We start from the raw sequence: 18,163 nt of genomic DNA, 5'->3' as shown, positions 1-18,163 counted from the left end.
TTGCTTAAAAAAACTGAAGACAATGGGAGTCATTCCCAGAGATTGCTACATCTGAATATTGGCAATGAGTAAAAGATGGTGGCGCCTGCAAGGAGAAAAAATATGAGTTCAGTAAAAATTGTTGATGTCATTATCCGAAAGACGGCTGAAAAAACAGTTCTGAAAGGTGAAGGGAACCTCTCTGTTTCTGTCTCTGCACCCTGCGTTATCGAGGTCCATGGTTCTGCACAGGATGTGGCACGCTACGTGCGACAGGGTAAGGATCTCTTGCTTTACATGAAAGATGGTAGCGTGATCCGCTGCAACAATTATTTCATGGACGATCCTGAAGGTAAAAACCATTCAGAGTTGGTCTTTAACGATGAGGATCAACTTACCCATATATCGTTTGCTGAGACCGGAGAAGCGTCTGGGCTTGCGACCACTGAACTGACTTCTCATGCGACAACAATATCCAGTATCGAACCTTTTCTCGAGCAAGGTAGTGTCCTGAGCGATGCGCCGTGGGGCTGGATTGCGGGTGCAGCATTAGGCGGCGGCGCGATTGGCGCATTGCTGGCACATGGTGGTGATGGCAAAACCAAAATCATTGATAACACCAAAGAAGTTGAGAGCGCAACTCCGACCTTTTTGGTAACGGACAAAGTGGGTGACAAGCAGGGTGTGCTGAGTGCAAAAGAGGTCACTGATGATAATACCCCAACCTTCAGCGGTACCGGACAACCTGGTGCGACCATTCAGATCAAAGATAGCAGCGGCAGCACCATTGCCAGCGCCATGGTCGGTAAAGACGGGGCCTGGACGGTAAAACTTCCGACGCAGACGGACGGAGAACACACCTGGTCCGTCGTGCAGATCGACGGCAGTAAAACCACGGCTGCAGGCAGCATTACCGTGATCGTCTCAACGGCAGACGCGACCGTTACGCTCGCCACCACCGCAGACGATAATGTGATTAACGCCAGCGAGCAGTCCGCTGGCTTTACCCTCTCCGGTGCGAGCAAAAATCTCGTGCAGGGAACGGTGCTCACCGTCACGCTGAACGATAAAACCTATACTGCAGAAGTGGGCGAAAACGGCGCATGGAGCGTGAAGGTGCCCGCTGCAGACGCACAGGCGCTGGGTGACGGTACCTGGACGGTCAACGTCAGCGGCAAAGATGTGGCGGGTAATACCGTAAGCGGTAGCCAGACGATTGGCGTGGATACCGTGGCACCGACATTATCGATCGATGCGATTTCCCAGGACAACATCGTCAATGCTGCAGAGCACAACCTGACCCTGACCCTGACCGGTAAAACGAACACGGAAGCGGGCCAGATTTTAACCGTGACGCTGAACGGCAAAAACCACACGGCCACGGTAGGCAGTGACGGCACCTGGTCCGTTACGCTTCCTGCCAGCGAAGTACAAGAGCTGGCTGACGGCAACCATTCGTTGACCGTGAACGTCAGTGACAAGGCGGGTAACGGCTCTTCAACCACCGTCGATTTCACCGTTGATACCGCAGCACCCGTAGTCACGATCGATACCGTAGCGGGTGACGATACTCTCAATACCAGCGAGCAGGGCCAGGCGCAAATTATCTCCGGCAAGGCGAGCGGCGCGGCAGCGGGCGACGTGGTCACGGTTACCCTTGGTGGCCAGAGCTTTACCGGTGTGGTACAGGCCGATGGCAGCTGGAGCGTTGGTGTGCCTGCCTCCGTCATCGGCGCAATGGGTGAGGGGCGCCACAGCATTTCTGTCTCTGTTACCGATGCCTCGGGCAATACCGGCAACGCGACGCACGGCGTGACGCTGAGCGGCAATCCGCCAGAATTCACCATTGATGTCATCAGCCAGGACAATGTTCTGAATGCACAGGAGGCAATGCAGCCGCTGAGCCTGAGCGGAACCAGCAATCTGCCAAACGGCGGCGCCATCACCGTGACGCTGAACAACGTCAACTATCAGGCCACCGTTGAAAACGGCATCTGGAGTGTCCTGGTGCCGGTTTCCGACGTGCTGAATCTGGCAAATACCCTCTACACCGTCAGTGTGAGCGGCACGGACAGCGTGGGTAATAGCGGTTCTGCAGACGCTAATCTGCTGGTCGATACGGTGCTACCACAGGTGATTATCAATACCTTTGCGGGCGACAACCTTGTCAACAACGCCGAAGTGGCTGTGGATCAAACCCTAAGTGGGCGCGTCACCGACGCGGCGGCGGGCGATACTGTTTCCATCTCTGTTGGCGGCAAGAGTTATACCGCCACGGTGGGTAATAATCTGACCTGGAGCGTGACGATCCCGTCAGCGGATCTCAAGGCGTTTGGCGACGGCGATTTGACCTTCAGCGCTTCGGTCACTAATGCGCACGGCAACACTGGCAGCGGCGAACGTGATATCAACGTCAACGCCGAGCTGCCTGGTCTGCGCGTGAACATGATTTCTGGCGATGATGTTATCAACGCCATCGAACAGCAGCAGGATCTGACCGTCATCGGTTCCAGTAGCCATCTGGCCGCAGGCACGCAGATTACCGTCACCATCAACAACGTTGACTACACCGCCGTGGTGAACGCCAGCGGTAGCTGGCAAATTGGTGTTCCTGCGTCCGACCTTCAGGCATGGACGGCAGGGGATATTACGGTCAACGTCAGCGCGCAGGACACGTGGGGCAATACCGTTTCTGCTGAGCACCCTATCGAACTGGATCTGAACGCCGTAGCGGTCACCATTGATACCATTAGCAGCGATGACATGCTGAACACGGCCGAAAAAAGGGCTGAGGTCACGCTGTCAGGTCAGACGCAGGGCGTGGAAGCCGGTCAGACCGTGGTGGTTAAATTTGCCGACCAAATCTTTACCGCGCAGGTGCAGCAGGATGGTTCCTGGAGCCTGACCGTTCCAGCGAGTGCAATGGAACCCCTGATCGACGGACGTGCGCAGGTGAGCGTCAGTGTCACCAATGTGAACGGCAATAGCGCAGAAGCCTCGCGCATCGTCACCGTCGATACGTTGCCACCTACTATCACGTTGGACAACCTGACGTCCGATAACATCATCAATGCGGCGGAAGCGCAGCAGGATCTGGTGGTCAGCGGCACCAGTAATGCCCAGGCGGGGCAGACTGTCACCGTGACGCTGAACGGTAAATCTTACCAGACCACAGTCCAGACGGGCGGAACCTGGACCCTCAACGTACCGGCTGCCGACGTAGGCGCGCTGGTAGATGGCACTGTGACGGTAAGGGCTACTGTGAACGACGTGGCGGGCAACAGCAGTAGCGCAGATCGCGTGGGGCTGGTGGATGCCACCGTACCGCAGGTGACGATCAACGATTTTGTCACCGATACCAATACCGTGAACCAAATCGCCCATTCTCAGGCGCAGATCCTCAGCGGCTCCGTCACCGGCGCGGCAGTGGGTGATTTGGTCACCATCACCATCAATAACGTCGACTACACGACTGTGGTAGACGCTGTGGGCAACTGGAATCTCGGCCTGCCAGCGTCTGTTGTTCAGGGGCTGGCCGACGGTACCATGACGATTAACGTCTCCGTAACTGACCAGTCCGGCAACACTGGCAGCAATTCGCTGGACGTTGTCGTTAACACCGTGACGCCGCAAATCGGCATCAATATCCTGGCGGCGGATGATGTGATCAATGCCACAGAGAAGGGCGAAGATCTGCTGCTCTCGGGTACCAGCAACCAGCCGGAAGGCACCCCCCTCACTGTTAATCTCAACGGTATCAACTATACCGCCACCACAGACGCTAGCGGTAACTGGAGCGTTAGTGTACCTGCGTCTGCGGTGAGCGCGCTGGGCGAAGTGAACTACACCGTGACTGCCAGCGTCACCGACAGCGTCGGCAACAGTGCTTCTACCACCCACAACGTGCTGGTGGACAGCTCGCTGCCGGTAGTGACCATCAACACCCTCGCGGGCGATAACATCGTTAACGCCTCGGAAGTGACGGCAGGGCAAACCCTGACTGGTAAGGTGAGCAATGCGGTGGCGGGCGATACCGTTACGATTATCCTCGGCGGCCAGACGTACACCGTTACCGTGCAGGACGATCTCACTTGGAGCATGCTGTTAACCGAGAGCCAGTTAAGCGCGCTCGGTAACGGCGAGCTGACCGTATCGGCAAGCGTAACCAACGCACACGGCAATACCGGTTCTTCTTCCCTGGACTTCACCATTGACGCCCAACTGCCGGGTCTGCGTATTGATACCGTCGCCGGTGATGATGTGATCAACGTGATTGAACACGCGCAGAATCTGATTGTGTCCGGTACTAGCACCGATTTGGCGGCGGGCAGCACCGTCACCGTGACCATCAACAGTAAAGTTTATTCGGCAACGGTACTGGCAGATGGCACCTGGCAGGCGGCGGTTCCGGCTGCGGACGTGTCCCAGTGGGCGGACGGTTCTCTCACCATCAGCGCCAGTGCGCAAGATACCTCCGGCAACCCGGTGAACATCGGCACCGTTGTGGATGTGGATCTTGCCCCGGTGGCCATCAGCATCAGCAACGTGACCGATGACAACGTGCTGAATGCCGCAGAAAAAGGTCAGGATCTGGTGTTAAGCGGCACCTCATCGAACGTCGAAGCGGGCCAGAAAGTGACGGTCATTTTCGGCGGCAAGAGCTACACCACAATTGTCGACGTCGATGGTAACTGGAGCTATACCGTTCCAGCGGCTAATTTAAATAGCCTGAAAGATGGCGACGCCAGCGTGCAGGTCAGCGTGACCAACGTGAATGGCAATTCGGCCTCTTCCGCGCAGGAATACAGCGTCGATACCACCGCGCCGACGGTGACCATCAACACCATTAGCAGCGACAATATGCTAAATGCGACTGAAGCGGCGCTGGACCTGACCCTGAGTGGTACCTCAAGCGCCGAAGCCGGTCAGACAGTCACTGTGACCTTCAATGGCAATCAGTACACCGCGCAGGTTCAGGCAGACGGTACCTGGACGCTGAACGTTCCGGCAGCCGACATAGCAGGTATCACCGACGGCAATGCGGCGGTAACGGCGACCGTTTCCGATAAAGCGGGCAACCCGGCGAGCACGGGTTCATCCGTGCTGGTCGATGTCACTGTGCCAAATATCAGCTTCAACATCGTGGCGAGCGACGACATCATTAATATCGCCGAGCACGGCCAGGCGCTGATCGTCTCCGGAAACGTGAGCGGTGCGCAGGCGGGTGACGTCATCACCGTAACCCTGAACGGCAAAGATTACACTGCAATGCTCGGTGGTTCCGGTAACTGGAGCATTGGTGTGCCAGCCTCTGACGTTGGCGCGCTGGTGAACAGTGGCTACACCCTGAGCGCTTCCATCACGGATAAAGCCGGTAACAGCACCACTGCAATGCATGATATTGACGTCTCTCTGACCACGCCAGTTATCACTATCAATACCCTGGCGGGCGATGATGTCATCAACGCCACCGAGAAGGGCGAAGATCTGCTGCTCTCCGGCACCAGTAATCAGCCGGATGGCACCACTATCACTGTGACCCTGAATGGCATCAACTATATCGCCACCACCGATGCCAGCGGTAACTGGAGCGTCGTCGTTCCTGCAGCGAACGTCTCTGCGCTGGGTGAAGCAAACTACTCCGTCACGGCCAGCGTGACCGATACCGCAGGTAACAGCACGAATAGCAGCCATGGCGTACTGGTGGACAGCGCGATCCCGGTGGTAACCATCAACGCTATCGCTACCGACGACGTGATCAACGCGGCAGAAGTGGTCACGGGGCAGGCTCTGAGTGGTAAAGTCAGCGGTGCGGCGAGCGGTGATGTTGTCACGATTAACATTGGTGGTTATACGTACACGGCGACGGTTCAGGATGACCTGAGCTGGTTGGTAAATGTTCCATTGAGCGTCTTAACGGCTATCGGTAACGGCTTGCTGACTGTGTCAGCAAGCGTGACTAACGGCCACGGCAATACCGGCTCTGGCGAGCGTGACATCGCCATTGATGCCAATTTACCTGGCCTGCGCGTTGATACCGTGGCGGGCGACGATGTGATCAACAGCATCGAACATGCGCAGAACCTAATCGTCACCGGCTCCAGTGAGGGCCTTGCAGCAGGCTCCGCGCTGACGGTAACCGTGAACGGCAAAACCTACGCCGCTACGGTGCTGGCTGACGGCACCTGGAGTGCAGCAATTCCGGCGGCAGATGTTAGCGCGCTGGCGGCGGGTACCGTGTCGGTCACAGTTGAAGGCGAGAGCGCGGCGGGTAACCCTGTATCCATCAATCACAACGTAACGGTCGATCTGGCGACGGTCGCCATCAGCATCGATGCCATTGCCACGGACGACGTGATTAACGCAGTGGAAAAAGGTGCGGAGCTGGTGCTGTCTGGCTCAACGACCAACGTGGAGCAGAACCAGACCGTCTATATCACCTTTGGCGGCAAATCTTACACTGCAAGTGTAGATGCCAGCGGTAACTGGACGGCAACCGTACCGACGGCAGATTTGGGCAGCCTGAAAGACGGTGATGCCAGCGTGCAGGTAAGCGTGACCAACGTGAACGGCAACAACGCTTCCGCCGGTCGTGAGTACAGTGTGGATGCGACCGCGCCGACGGTGTCTATCGAGATCGTTAGCGATAACAACATCATCAATGCGACAGAAGCGCAGGTCGATCTGGTCGTGAGCGGCGTGACCAACGCCGAATCCGGGCAGGCCGTGACCGTGATCCTGAACGGCCAGAATTACACCACCACCGTACAGGCAAACGGTAGCTGGAGCGTGACCGTACCTTCTGCGGATCTCGGCACGATTGTTGACGGCGACTACACTATCACCGCGGCGGTTTCCGATAAAGCGGGCAACCAGGCCTCGGCGGATCGCGATGTGCTGGTCGATACCACAGTGCCGAAACTGACCATCAATACCGTTTCTGACGACGACGTGATCAACAGCGCTGAACATGCGCAGGCGCTGATTGTCACCGGTTCCGTGACAGGCGCGGCAGCGGGCGATGTGGTGACCGTCACCATCAACAATAAAAATTACACCGCGACCCTGGATACTTCGGGCAACTGGATCGTGGGGGTGCCTGCGGCAGACGTCAATGCGTTGACTGCCGGAGATTACATCATCAGAGCGGCGCTGACCGATAAAGCCGGTAACAGCAACAGCGCCACGCACGACGTGGAAGTGAACCTAACCGCCCCGGTGCTGACCATTGACGTAATTTCCGGTGACGATGTCATCAACAGCACCGAAAAAACGCAGGATCTGACCCTCTCGGGCACGGCTTCCGGTCTAGCGGCAGGTGCCGTCGTCACCGTGATGCTCAACGGTATAGCCTACATCGCCACCGTCGATACCAACGGAAAGTGGACTACCACCGTTCCGGCGGACGAGGTGGGAGCGCTGGGTGAAGCCTTATACACCGTCTCCGCGTCGGCAACGGATAGCGTAGGCAACAGCACCAGCGCGTCACACACTGTGAACGTGGAGTCCGTATTACCTGGCGTGACCATCGACACCGTTGCGGGCGACGATGTGATCAACGCCGCCGAACTGGCGAACGGCCAGACCATCAGCGGTAAAGTGGTGAATGCCGAAGCGGGCAACACCGTGACCGTGACGATTGGCGGCAACACCTATACCACGGCGGTACAGGACGATCTGAGCTGGTCCATTAACGTCCCGGAATCCGCATTGACGGCGCTGGGTAACGGTGAACTGACTGTAACCACCAGCGTGACCAACGGCGTCGGCAACAGCAGTACAGGTGAGCGCGATATCACCATCGACGCGAACCTGCCGGGGCTGCGTGTAGACACCGTAGCAGGCGATGACGTGATCAACAGCATCGAGCATGCACAGAATCTGATTATCACCGGCTCCAGCAATGGCCTGAGCGCAGGTACAGCGCTGACAGTGACCGTCAACGGCAAAACCTACCCGGCAACCGTGCTGGCGGATGGCACCTGGAGCGCGGCGATCTCGTTAGCGGACGTGAGTGCCTTAGCTGCGGGAACTATCACCGTGACCGTTGAAGGCCAGAGCATCGCCGGTAACCCGGTTTCTATCGACCACAACGTGATGGTGGATCTGGCGACCGTTGCCATCAGCATTGATGCTATCGCGACTGACGACGTCATTAACGCCGCCGAGAAGGGCGCGGATCTGGTCCTTTCGGGGACCACCTCCAACGTGGAAGAGAACCAGACCGTCAACATCATCTTCGGCGGTAAGAGCTACACCGCGACCGTGGATGCAGATGGAAAATGGGCGGCGACTGTGTCATCTACTGACCTGGCTGGCATGAAAGATGGCGACGCCAGCTTGCAGGTGAGCGTCACCAACGTCAACGGCAACAGCGCGACTGCGGGAAGCGAGTACAGCGTGGATGCCACCGCGCCGTCCGTGACCGTCAGCACTGTTGCGGCTGACGATATTCTGAATGCAACGGAAGCCCAGTCGGATCTCACCATTTCCGGCACCAGTACGGCTGAAGCAGGCCAAACGGTAACCGTGAGTATGAACGGTAAAGACTACACCGCGACCGTCAACGCAAACGGCACCTGGACTCTGGATGTTCCGGCGGCTGACCTGACAGGATTAACCGACGGCAGCATGGCCATTACCGCATCGGTAAGCGACAAAGTGGGTAATCCGGCGTCCGTCGACCACAACCTGACGATAGATGTGACCGTTCCTACGGTGACCATCAATACCGTTGCAGGCGATGACATCATTAACGTGGCTGAGCATTCTCAGGCACAGATTGTCAGCGGCTCAGCGACCGGCGCGGCTGCGGGAGATAAAGTTACTGTCACTATCGGCGGCCAGACCTGGACCACCGTACTGGATGCAACCGGTAACTGGAGCGTGGGCGTTCCGGCATACGTGATTTCCGGCCTCAGTGATGGCAGCGTAACCATAAACGTCAGCGTGACGGATGCGGCGGGCAACACCGGCAACGGCACGCACAATGTGACCGTTGATAGCGGCCTGCCGTCGGTCAATTTCAACGCTATTAGCGACGACAACGTGCTGAATGCGTTGGAAAAAGGCCAGGATTTGAGCGTGAACGGTACAAGCGTTAACCTGGCCGAAGGCACCACCGTCACCGTCACGCTTAACGGCAAACAGTATACAGCAGCCACCGCGGTAGACGGCAGCTGGAGCCTGACGGTTCCGGCAGCCGATCTGGCGGACCTGGGCGAAGCGAACTACACCCTGAATGCAACGGCGATCAACGCCGTGGGCAACGGTGTGAGCAATACTGCAAACCTGCTGGTCGATACCGCGCTGCCAACCGTCACCATCAACACGGTTGCAGATGATAACGTCATTAACGCGGCGGAAGTCGCGGCAGGCCAAACCCTGAGCGGTACCGTGGCCCATGCGGAAGCGGGCAACACCGTTACTATAACCCTCGGCGGCAACACGTATACCGCAACGGTGCAGAACGATCTGAGCTGGTCTGTGAACGTGTCGTATGATGTGCTGACGGCGCTGGGCAACGGTAGATTGAGCATTTCGGCAACCGTGACCAACGGTCACGGTAACACCGGCTCCGGCGAGCGTGATGTTACCATCGACGCCAACCTCCCGGGTCTGCGTGTCGATACCGTTGCGGGCGATGATGTGGTCAACAGTATTGAACACAATCAGAACCTGATCGTGACAGGTTCGAGCGATGGAATAGCGTCAGGTACGACGCTGACGGTTAGAGTAAACGGCAAAGATTATGCGGCAACGGTGCTGGCAGATGGTACCTGGAGCGCGGCTGTTTCGCAGGCGGACGTGAGCGCATGGCCGGAAGGCACCGTGAAGATCAGCGTTACTGGCGACAGTACGGCGGGCAACCCGGTGACTATCAGCCATGACGTCACCGTCGATCTGGCAGTCGTTGCTGTTAGCATCGACGCCATTGCCACCGACGACGTGATCAATGCCGCTGAAAAAGGTGTCGATCTGGTGCTTTCCGGCGCGACAACCAACGTCGAAGCCAACCAGATCGTCACGCTTAGCATGGGTGGCAAAATCTATACTGTGAAGGTGGGTGCCGACGGCACCTGGACGGCGACCATCCCATCGACAGACCTGGTGGGACTGAAAGACGGCGACGCCAGCGTGCAAGTGAGCGTGACCAACGTGAACGGTAACAGCGCATCGGCGGGCCGAGAGTACAGCGTGGATGCGACCGCACCTTCCGTAACTATCAATACCCTTGCGGCTGACGATATTCTGAATGCAACGGAAGCGCAGTCTGACCTGACGGTTTCCGGTACCAGCACCGCAGAAGCCGGGCAGACGGTGATAGTGAGCCTGAACGGCAAAGATTACACCACGACCGTCGGCATCAATGGTAGCTGGACATTGAACGTCCCATCTGCGGATTTGGTAACACTCGGTGACGGCAGCGTCATCGTGACCGCTAGCGTGAGCGACAAAGCGGGTAACCCGGCATCCGTAGACCACAATCTGACGGTGGATGTGACCGTTCCGATTGTGAGCATTAACACCATTGCGGGTGATGATGTGATTAACGTGACTGAGCACGCTCAGGCGCAGATCGTCAGCGGCTCCGCCACTGGCGCGACGGCAGGCGACAAAGTCACCGTCAATATTGGCGGACAGACTTACACCACCGTGCTGGACGCGGCGGGTAACTGGAGCGTGGGCGTTCCAGCGAGCGTGATTTCCGCGCTGCAGAACGGTACCGTGACGGTCAACGCCAGCGTAACCGATGCTGCGGGCAATACCGGCTCTGGCACCCATACCGTCACCGTTGATACCGGGCTGCCGTCAGTTGTCTTCGACACCCTCAGCGGCGATAACGTGCTGAACGCGGTGGAGAAAGGCCAGGATCTGAGCGTGAGCGGCACCAGTGCCAACCTGGCGGAAGGCACCCTGGTCACAGTGACCCTGAACGGTAAACAATACACGGCGACAACCGCTGCAAGCGGAAGCTGGAGCCTGACGGTTCCGGCGGCGGATCTGACCGCTCTGGGTGAAGCAAATTACACTCTGAGCGCGACGGCGACTAGCGCCGTGGGTAACAGCGTCAGCAACACCGCGAACCTGCAGGTGGACACTGGCCTGCCAACCGTCACCATCAATACCATCGCGGGTGACAACGTCATCAATGCCTCCGAAGTGGCTGCAGGCCAGACTATTAGCGGTAAAGTTGCCAACGCAGAGGCGGGCAGTATCGTAACGGTTTCTATCGGCGGGAATGATTATATCTCAACGGTTCAGAGCGATCTGAGCTGGTCAGTGAACGTGTCGTATGATGTGCTGACGGCGCTGGGCAACGGCAGTTTGAGCATATCGGCAACCGTGACCAACGGTCACGGTAACACCGGCTCCGGCGAGCGTGATGTTACCATCGACGCCAACCTCCCGGGTCTGCGTGTCGATACCGTTGCGGGCGATGATGTGGTCAATAGTATTGAACACAATCAGAACCTGATCGTGACCGGCTCCAGCGACGGTCTGATCCCAGGCACCGCGCTGACCGTAACGATCAATGGCAAAACCTACGCAACATCCGTGCTGGCAGACGGTACATGGAGTGCGGCAATCCCGGCGGCAGACGTGGGTGCTCTGGCAGCAGGCACGGTGACCGTCACAGTAGAAGGCCAGAGCACCGCGGGCAACCCGGTGACTATCAGCCATGATGTCACCGTCGATCTGGCAGCCGTAGCTGTTAGCATCAACACCATCGCCACCGACGACGTGATCAATGCCGCTGAAAAAGGTATCGATCTGGTGCTTTCCGGCAGCACGTCCAATGTGGAAGAAAACCAGACCGTGACCATCACCTTTAGCGGCAAGTCTTACACCGTGAAAGTCGATGCCGACGGCAACTGGACTGCAACCGTGCCCTCCGCTGATCTCACCGGACTGAAAGACGGCGACGCCAGTGTGCAGGTGAGCGTCACCAACGTGAATGGCAACAGCGCCTCTGCGGGACGCGAGTACAGCGTGGATGCGACGGTGCCAACCGTGTCAATTGATACGGTGGCAGGCGACAACGTGATTAACAGCGCGGAAGCCTCTGCGGGGGTAGCGATCTCCGGCACCACCACGGCAGAAGTAGGGCAGACGGTGACCGTGACGCTTGGCGGTAAGAGTTACACCGCGCAGGTTCTGCAGGGCGGCGTCTGGCGCGTTAACGTGCCAGCGGCAGACCTGACAACCATGGCGGACAACGGCTACACCGTACAAGTGAGCGTGAGCGATGCGGCGGGTAACACCGGCAGTGCGGATAAAACGATTACGCTCGACACTACGCCGCCAACCGTCAGCTTTAACATCGTGGCTGGTGATGACGTGATTAACAGTCTGGAGCATACCCAGGCGCAAATTGTCAGCGGGACAGCAACCGGCGCGAACGTCGGCGATAAGCTGGTCATCACCATTGGCTCAAACCAGTACACCACCACCGTTGATGCCAGCGGTAACTGGAGTGTGGGCGTACCGGCCAGCGTGATTTCTGCCCTGACTGACGGCACCGTAACCATCAGCGCAACTATCACCGACAGCGCGGGTAACAGCAACACCCAGACGCACAATGTAGTGGTGAATACCGCCCCCGTGGCGCTGACCGTCAACACCCTCAGCGGTGATGACGTGATCAACGCGGCGGAAGCGGGCAATACGCTGACGATCAACGGTTCCAGCACGCAGTTTGCCAGCGGCACGCAGGTGACTGTGATCCTGAATGGGAAGAGCTACACGGCCATCATTCAGAACGACGGCTCCTGGAGTACAACGGTACCGGCTGTAGACGTGGGCGCACTGGGCGATGGCGCGAGCTATCAAGTCTCTGTTTCGGCGCGGGACAGCGCAGGCAACAGTGCTTCGGCGACACATAACATCAGCGTGGAAACCACTGCGCCAGTTGTCAGCATTGCCACGATTTCCAGTGATGATGTTCTGAATGCGGCTGAGGTGCAGCAGCCGCTGACCGTGCACGGTTCTACCAGCGCAGAAGCGGGCCAGACGGTGACCGTGACGCTGGGTGGTAAAACTTACACTACGGTGGTGAGGAGTGATGGCACATGGACGCTGGATGTTCCGGCGGCAGACCTGGCAGTTCTCAGTGAAGGCACCCTGACAGTCACTGCGTCAGTGAACGACAAAGTCGGTAACAACGGCCAGGCCACGCATACCCTGACGGCTGATACCGTGGCACCAACCGTCACCATCAGCACTGTGGCAGATGACGATATCGTCAACAACGCTGAGCAGTTGGCGGGCCAGACCATAAGTGGTAGTACCACGGCGGAACAGGGCCAGATGGTGACGGTCTCCTTCAACGGCCACAGCTATCAGGCGACCGTGGCGGCGGACGGTTCGTGGTCGGTCTTCGTGCCGGGCCATAATTTCCTCGGCCTGACCGATGGGGATTACACCCTCACCGCGACGGTGAGCGATAAGGCGGGCAACCCGGGCAGCGCCACGCACGAAGTGACGTTGAGCGGTGACGTACCGACGATTACGATTAACACCTTTGCTGAAGATGACATCGTCAGCGCGGCGGAGCACGGCACGCCTCTGGTCGTCAGCGGTGCCACCGACGCACCTGCGGGTCAGACGGTGACCATTACGCTCAACGGTAAAACCTACACCGCAACTGTGCAGAATGACGGTAGTTGGACCTACACCGTCGCCAGCGCGGACGTGACCGCGCTGGCAGACGGCGGTTCATATGTGATTAACGCTCAGGTGAGCAATACCATTGGTAACAGCGCCAGCGCCGACCACACCGTGACAGTTGATTTGACCGCACCATCAATGGTGATCGGTATTGATTCGCTGCAAAATGACACCGGCCTGAGCGCGAGTGATTTCATCACTAACGACAGTAAGGTCATCGTTAACGGCTCACTGACCGCACAACTTGGTAATAACGAGAAAGCACAGATCAGTCTTGATGAAGGTGGGACTTGGATTGATCTGACCGTCACTGGCTTGCAATGGCGCTACACCGACGGCCGCGCCCTGACAGACGGAACGTACCAATATCAGGTTCGTGTGATCGACAATGCGGGTAACGTCGGCGCAACGGACAGCCGGGACGTGGTGATTGACCTGACCGCACCGGCGACCACGACCATTACTGTGGATTCCGTTACCCAGGATACCGGACTGTCTGGCAACGACTTTATTACCAGCGACAACCAGATCAGCCTGAAAGGAACGCTCGGGGCGGCGCTGGGCAATGGCGATCACGCGCAGATTAGCCTGGATGGCGGTCGCACATGGACTGACGTCAGCGTCAGCGGTCTGAGCTGGACGTATGTCGATGGCCGTACGCTGGCCGATGGTGATTGCAACTATCAACTGCGAATTATTGATAACGCAGGTAATGTCAGCGCCAACACCAGCCAGGTGGTGACTATTGATACCGTCGCACCAGACACCAGAAAAACCATCACCATTGATAGCATCAGCGATGATAGCGGGCTGAGCAGCAGCGACTTCATTACCAACGATACCTCGCTGACGCTGCACGGTTCGCTGGGAGCAACACTGGCCGCTGATGAATACGTTCAGATCAGTATTGACGGCGGCGATACCTGGCAGAACGTAATTGTGACTGGCAACAACAGTTGGCACTACGTTGATGGGCGCACGCTGCAAAACACCACCTACGATTATTATGTGAGGGTAGTGGATGTTGCCGGAAACATCGGTGCTTCCGCGCATCAACAGGTGACCGTTGATACGGTCGCTCCTGACGCGGCTATCACAGTAACAGTGGATAACATTACTGTTGATACTGGGTTCGATAATAATGATTTCCTGACCAGCTCAACGTCGTACACTCTGCACGGTACGCTGGGTGTGAAACCTGGCACAAATGAGTATGTCCAAGTGAGAGTTGATGGTGGGACTACATGGGCCTACGCCACGGTGAATGGGACGAGCTGGAGCTATACCGATACCCGCACGCTCACCGATGGCGAGCATCGCTATCAGGTTCGCGTGGTAGATCAGGCCGGTAACGTAGGGGCGACGACCTCTCAGGTGGTCACTGTCGATACCCAGGCACCGCAGAATGGCATCACTATTGACAGCATTAGCGAAGATACCGGGCAGTCCAGCAGCGACTTCATCACCATTGACACCAAGCTGACCATTAACGGCTCGCTGGGCAGCGGGCTGGAAAGCGATGAGCGCGTGCAAATAAGCCTTGATGGCGGCAATGCTTGGATTGACACAGCCGTGACTAACCAGCGCTGGAGCTACACTGATACCCGTGATCTGGCTGACGGTGATTACACCTACCAGGTGCGGATCGTCGACCAGGCAGGTAACGTCGGCTCTACCTCTTCGCAGGTGGTGACGGTCGATACCACGACGCCAGTCACGGTCGGTAGGGTCGTCAGCTACACCGACGGAGAAGGCGAACGCCAGGGCAGTTTTGGCGCATCGGTGGCAACAGATGACAGTTCCCCTGTGATTAACGGGACACTTAACCGTGCCCCGGACAATGGCGAGATTGTGCAGTTGTATCGTGATAGTGTGCTGCTGGGATTGGTAACGATGAGCGATGCCGCCAGTTGGTATTTCCAGGATAGTGGTTTGAATGATGGTAATCACACCTATATGTTGCGTGTGACCGATCTGGCGGGTAACCACACCGATTCAGATGATTTTGTGCTGAAAGTAGATACTCGCATCCCTACCACCACCGTGAGCATTACCGCCCAGACTACGACAGACACTACCCCCATTCTGAGTGGTTTGCTATCGGCGAAACTGACTAACAGTGAGTATCTCGTTATCAACGTGAACGGTAAAACCTACACCTCTGATTCAGGCGGTGCGGTAGTGGTCGATCCGGATAATAACACTTGGTATTTGCAGATCCCGGACGGCGATGCGCTGAGCGTGAAGAATTATGATGTCACAGCAGTAGTGAAAAGTAGCGCCGGCAACGGTAATACCGTTGATTTGACCACCGGCAGCCTGGTCGTGGGTAATGAAGCATCATTGACACCAGCCTGGTCATTTACCGCCGCGAATGATTCCTATTCTTCCAGCTATATGCTGGATTCGGATGGGCTGTGGACGATTATCGCAAATCAGCAATTCGCATCGGCGGACGCCAGCAGCCGTAACTCTTACACCGTTTCAGGTAATTTTTCTATGACGGGGAATTACACCACGGGTACTTATGCGGATATCAACCGCGACGGGCTGGCAGACGTGCTTGCTGAAGGGACAAGCTGGGACTACATGGCGCAGTTAATCAATAATGGTGACGGTACTTATACCACTACTGTGTTGACTAATACTTCTGTCATACATACTGCGGTGTGGTATGGCGCGGTGGTTGCCATTGATATTCAGGGTGATGGTTACACCGATTTCGTCATTGGTGATGCTGGGGGACCTGATTCCAGCACCTTCATGCTCAATAACAACGGTACGCTGACCGGTAGTTCTAAGTCCGGGACATACACCAACTTTGTATCAGGTTCGACGGTAGGTAGGTACAACAGCCTGATTGAGGCGTCCGGTGTGGATTTGAATAACGACGGAAAAGTGGATATTGCCCAGCATACGACCAACGGGAATAACTCCTATGCGCTGTCGACCATGTTTAACCAAGGCAATGGTTCTTTTACATGGGGGCAAAACTTTACCAATACCATGTACAGCGGCATTAGCGCTGGCGCGGCTTCCAGTGCGGTAAGTATGACGTGGGCCGACTTTAATGGCGATGGTTACATGGACCTGTATATCAGCATGTCCCGTACCTCCAGCGGAACCAGTCAGGGCGGCGTGTTAATGCTGAACGATGGTAGCGGTAACCTTCTTGCAGGCACTGCGGTTGGAACAGCGACCACGGATAAGTTTGTGGGTAACGTCAGCGTGGCGGTGGACTGGAACCTCGACGGTAACATGGACATCATCAAACTGGCGAATAGCGGGCAGTCTTATCTTTACACCAATGATGGACTGGCGGGTACAGCAAGTTTTACAGCTTCAAAATTCAGTACCGCTACGTCAACTCAGGTATCCGGAGCTGCTCTGCTTGATTACGACTGGGATGGTGCACAGGATCTGCTGATTTTCCGTCAAAACGGTACTGTTTTACTGGAGCGTAATACCAATACGGTTGCGCCTGGAACAGCATTGCATTTGAAGATTGTCGACAGCGAAGGAATTAACGCCTTCTTTGGCAACACTGTCCAGCTATACAACTCGGCAAATCAGTTGGTCGCCAGCGAAATCATCAATGCCCAGTCAGGGATCGGCATAAACGATTCCTCGTCACTCATCAGTTTTTACGGTTTGGACCCCAGTGAAACTTACCGTGCGGTGCTGGTTCGTGCCATTAACGGTGTTTCAAGTAATGCAACCTGGGATGGACTGACAGCAGGAGACGGTAAAGAGAGTTATTCCCTGACGGCTGATGCTGCCACAGGCGGACACCACGGAACCCTGACAGGTACCGGATACAACGATACCTTTATAGCTGAGGCGGGGAATTATACCTACAACGGTTCTGGTGGTTGGACGACAACCTCTGAACACGACACGTGGAGCAGTACAGGCGGCGTGGATGTCGTAGATTATCGCCATGCTGCTTCCGGTGTAACCGTCGATCTGGGGCGCTCTACGGCTCAGAGTACCGGGTTCGATACCGCGACGTTGGTTAATATTGAAGGGATTAATGGTTCCAACTACAACGACGTTATTACTGGCAATAGCGGTGATAACCAGTTCGAAGGGCGTGGCGGTAATGACACCTTCAATATCGGCAGCGGCGGTCACGATACGTTGCTTTATAAGCTGATCAACGCTTTGGATGCCACGGGTGGCAACGGCAGCGATGTGGTAAACGGCTTTACTGTCGGTACCTGGGAGGGGACGGCAGATACTGACCGTATTGACCTGCGCGATCTGCTTTCTGATAGCGGCTATACCGGCACGGGATCGGCGAGCTATGTGAATGGCGTGGCGACGTTGGACAGTGGGGTGAACAATCTCACTGACTATATCCAGGTGGTACAAATTGGGAGCAACACTCAGATTCAGATCGACAGAGATGGAACGGGTAGCCAGTTCGACTCGACCATCGTCGTGACGCTTAATGGTGTGCAAACCGATTTGGCCACGTTGCTGGCAAATCATCAATTGTTATTAGCGTAAT

Annotated in this window: 1 protein-coding gene; it reads left to right on the top strand. The window is 56.7% G+C overall.

The annotated features are described in order from the left end of the window. Positions 1–102: 102 nt before the first annotated feature. The gene (locus OGX98_RS20390) at positions 103–18,162 is read left to right on the top strand and encodes an Ig-like domain-containing protein (RefSeq protein WP_286595871.1); all 18,060 of its coding nucleotides are present in this window, start codon (positions 103–105) and stop codon (positions 18,160–18,162) included. Position 18,163 lies beyond the last annotated feature (1 nt).

Source organism: Citrobacter sp. Cm046 (assembly GCF_030333065.1).
GTDB lineage: Bacteria > Pseudomonadota > Gammaproteobacteria > Enterobacterales > Enterobacteriaceae > Citrobacter > Citrobacter murliniae.
Note: the sequence above shows the minus strand (reverse complement) of the source record. Positions and strands in the feature narration are given on the sequence as shown.

Excerpts from the sequence above, each read along its gene's own strand:
- OGX98_RS20390 (WP_286595871.1), top strand. The coding sequence starts at position 103 with ATGAGTTCAGTAAAAATTGTTGATGTCATTATCCGAAAGACGGCTGAA.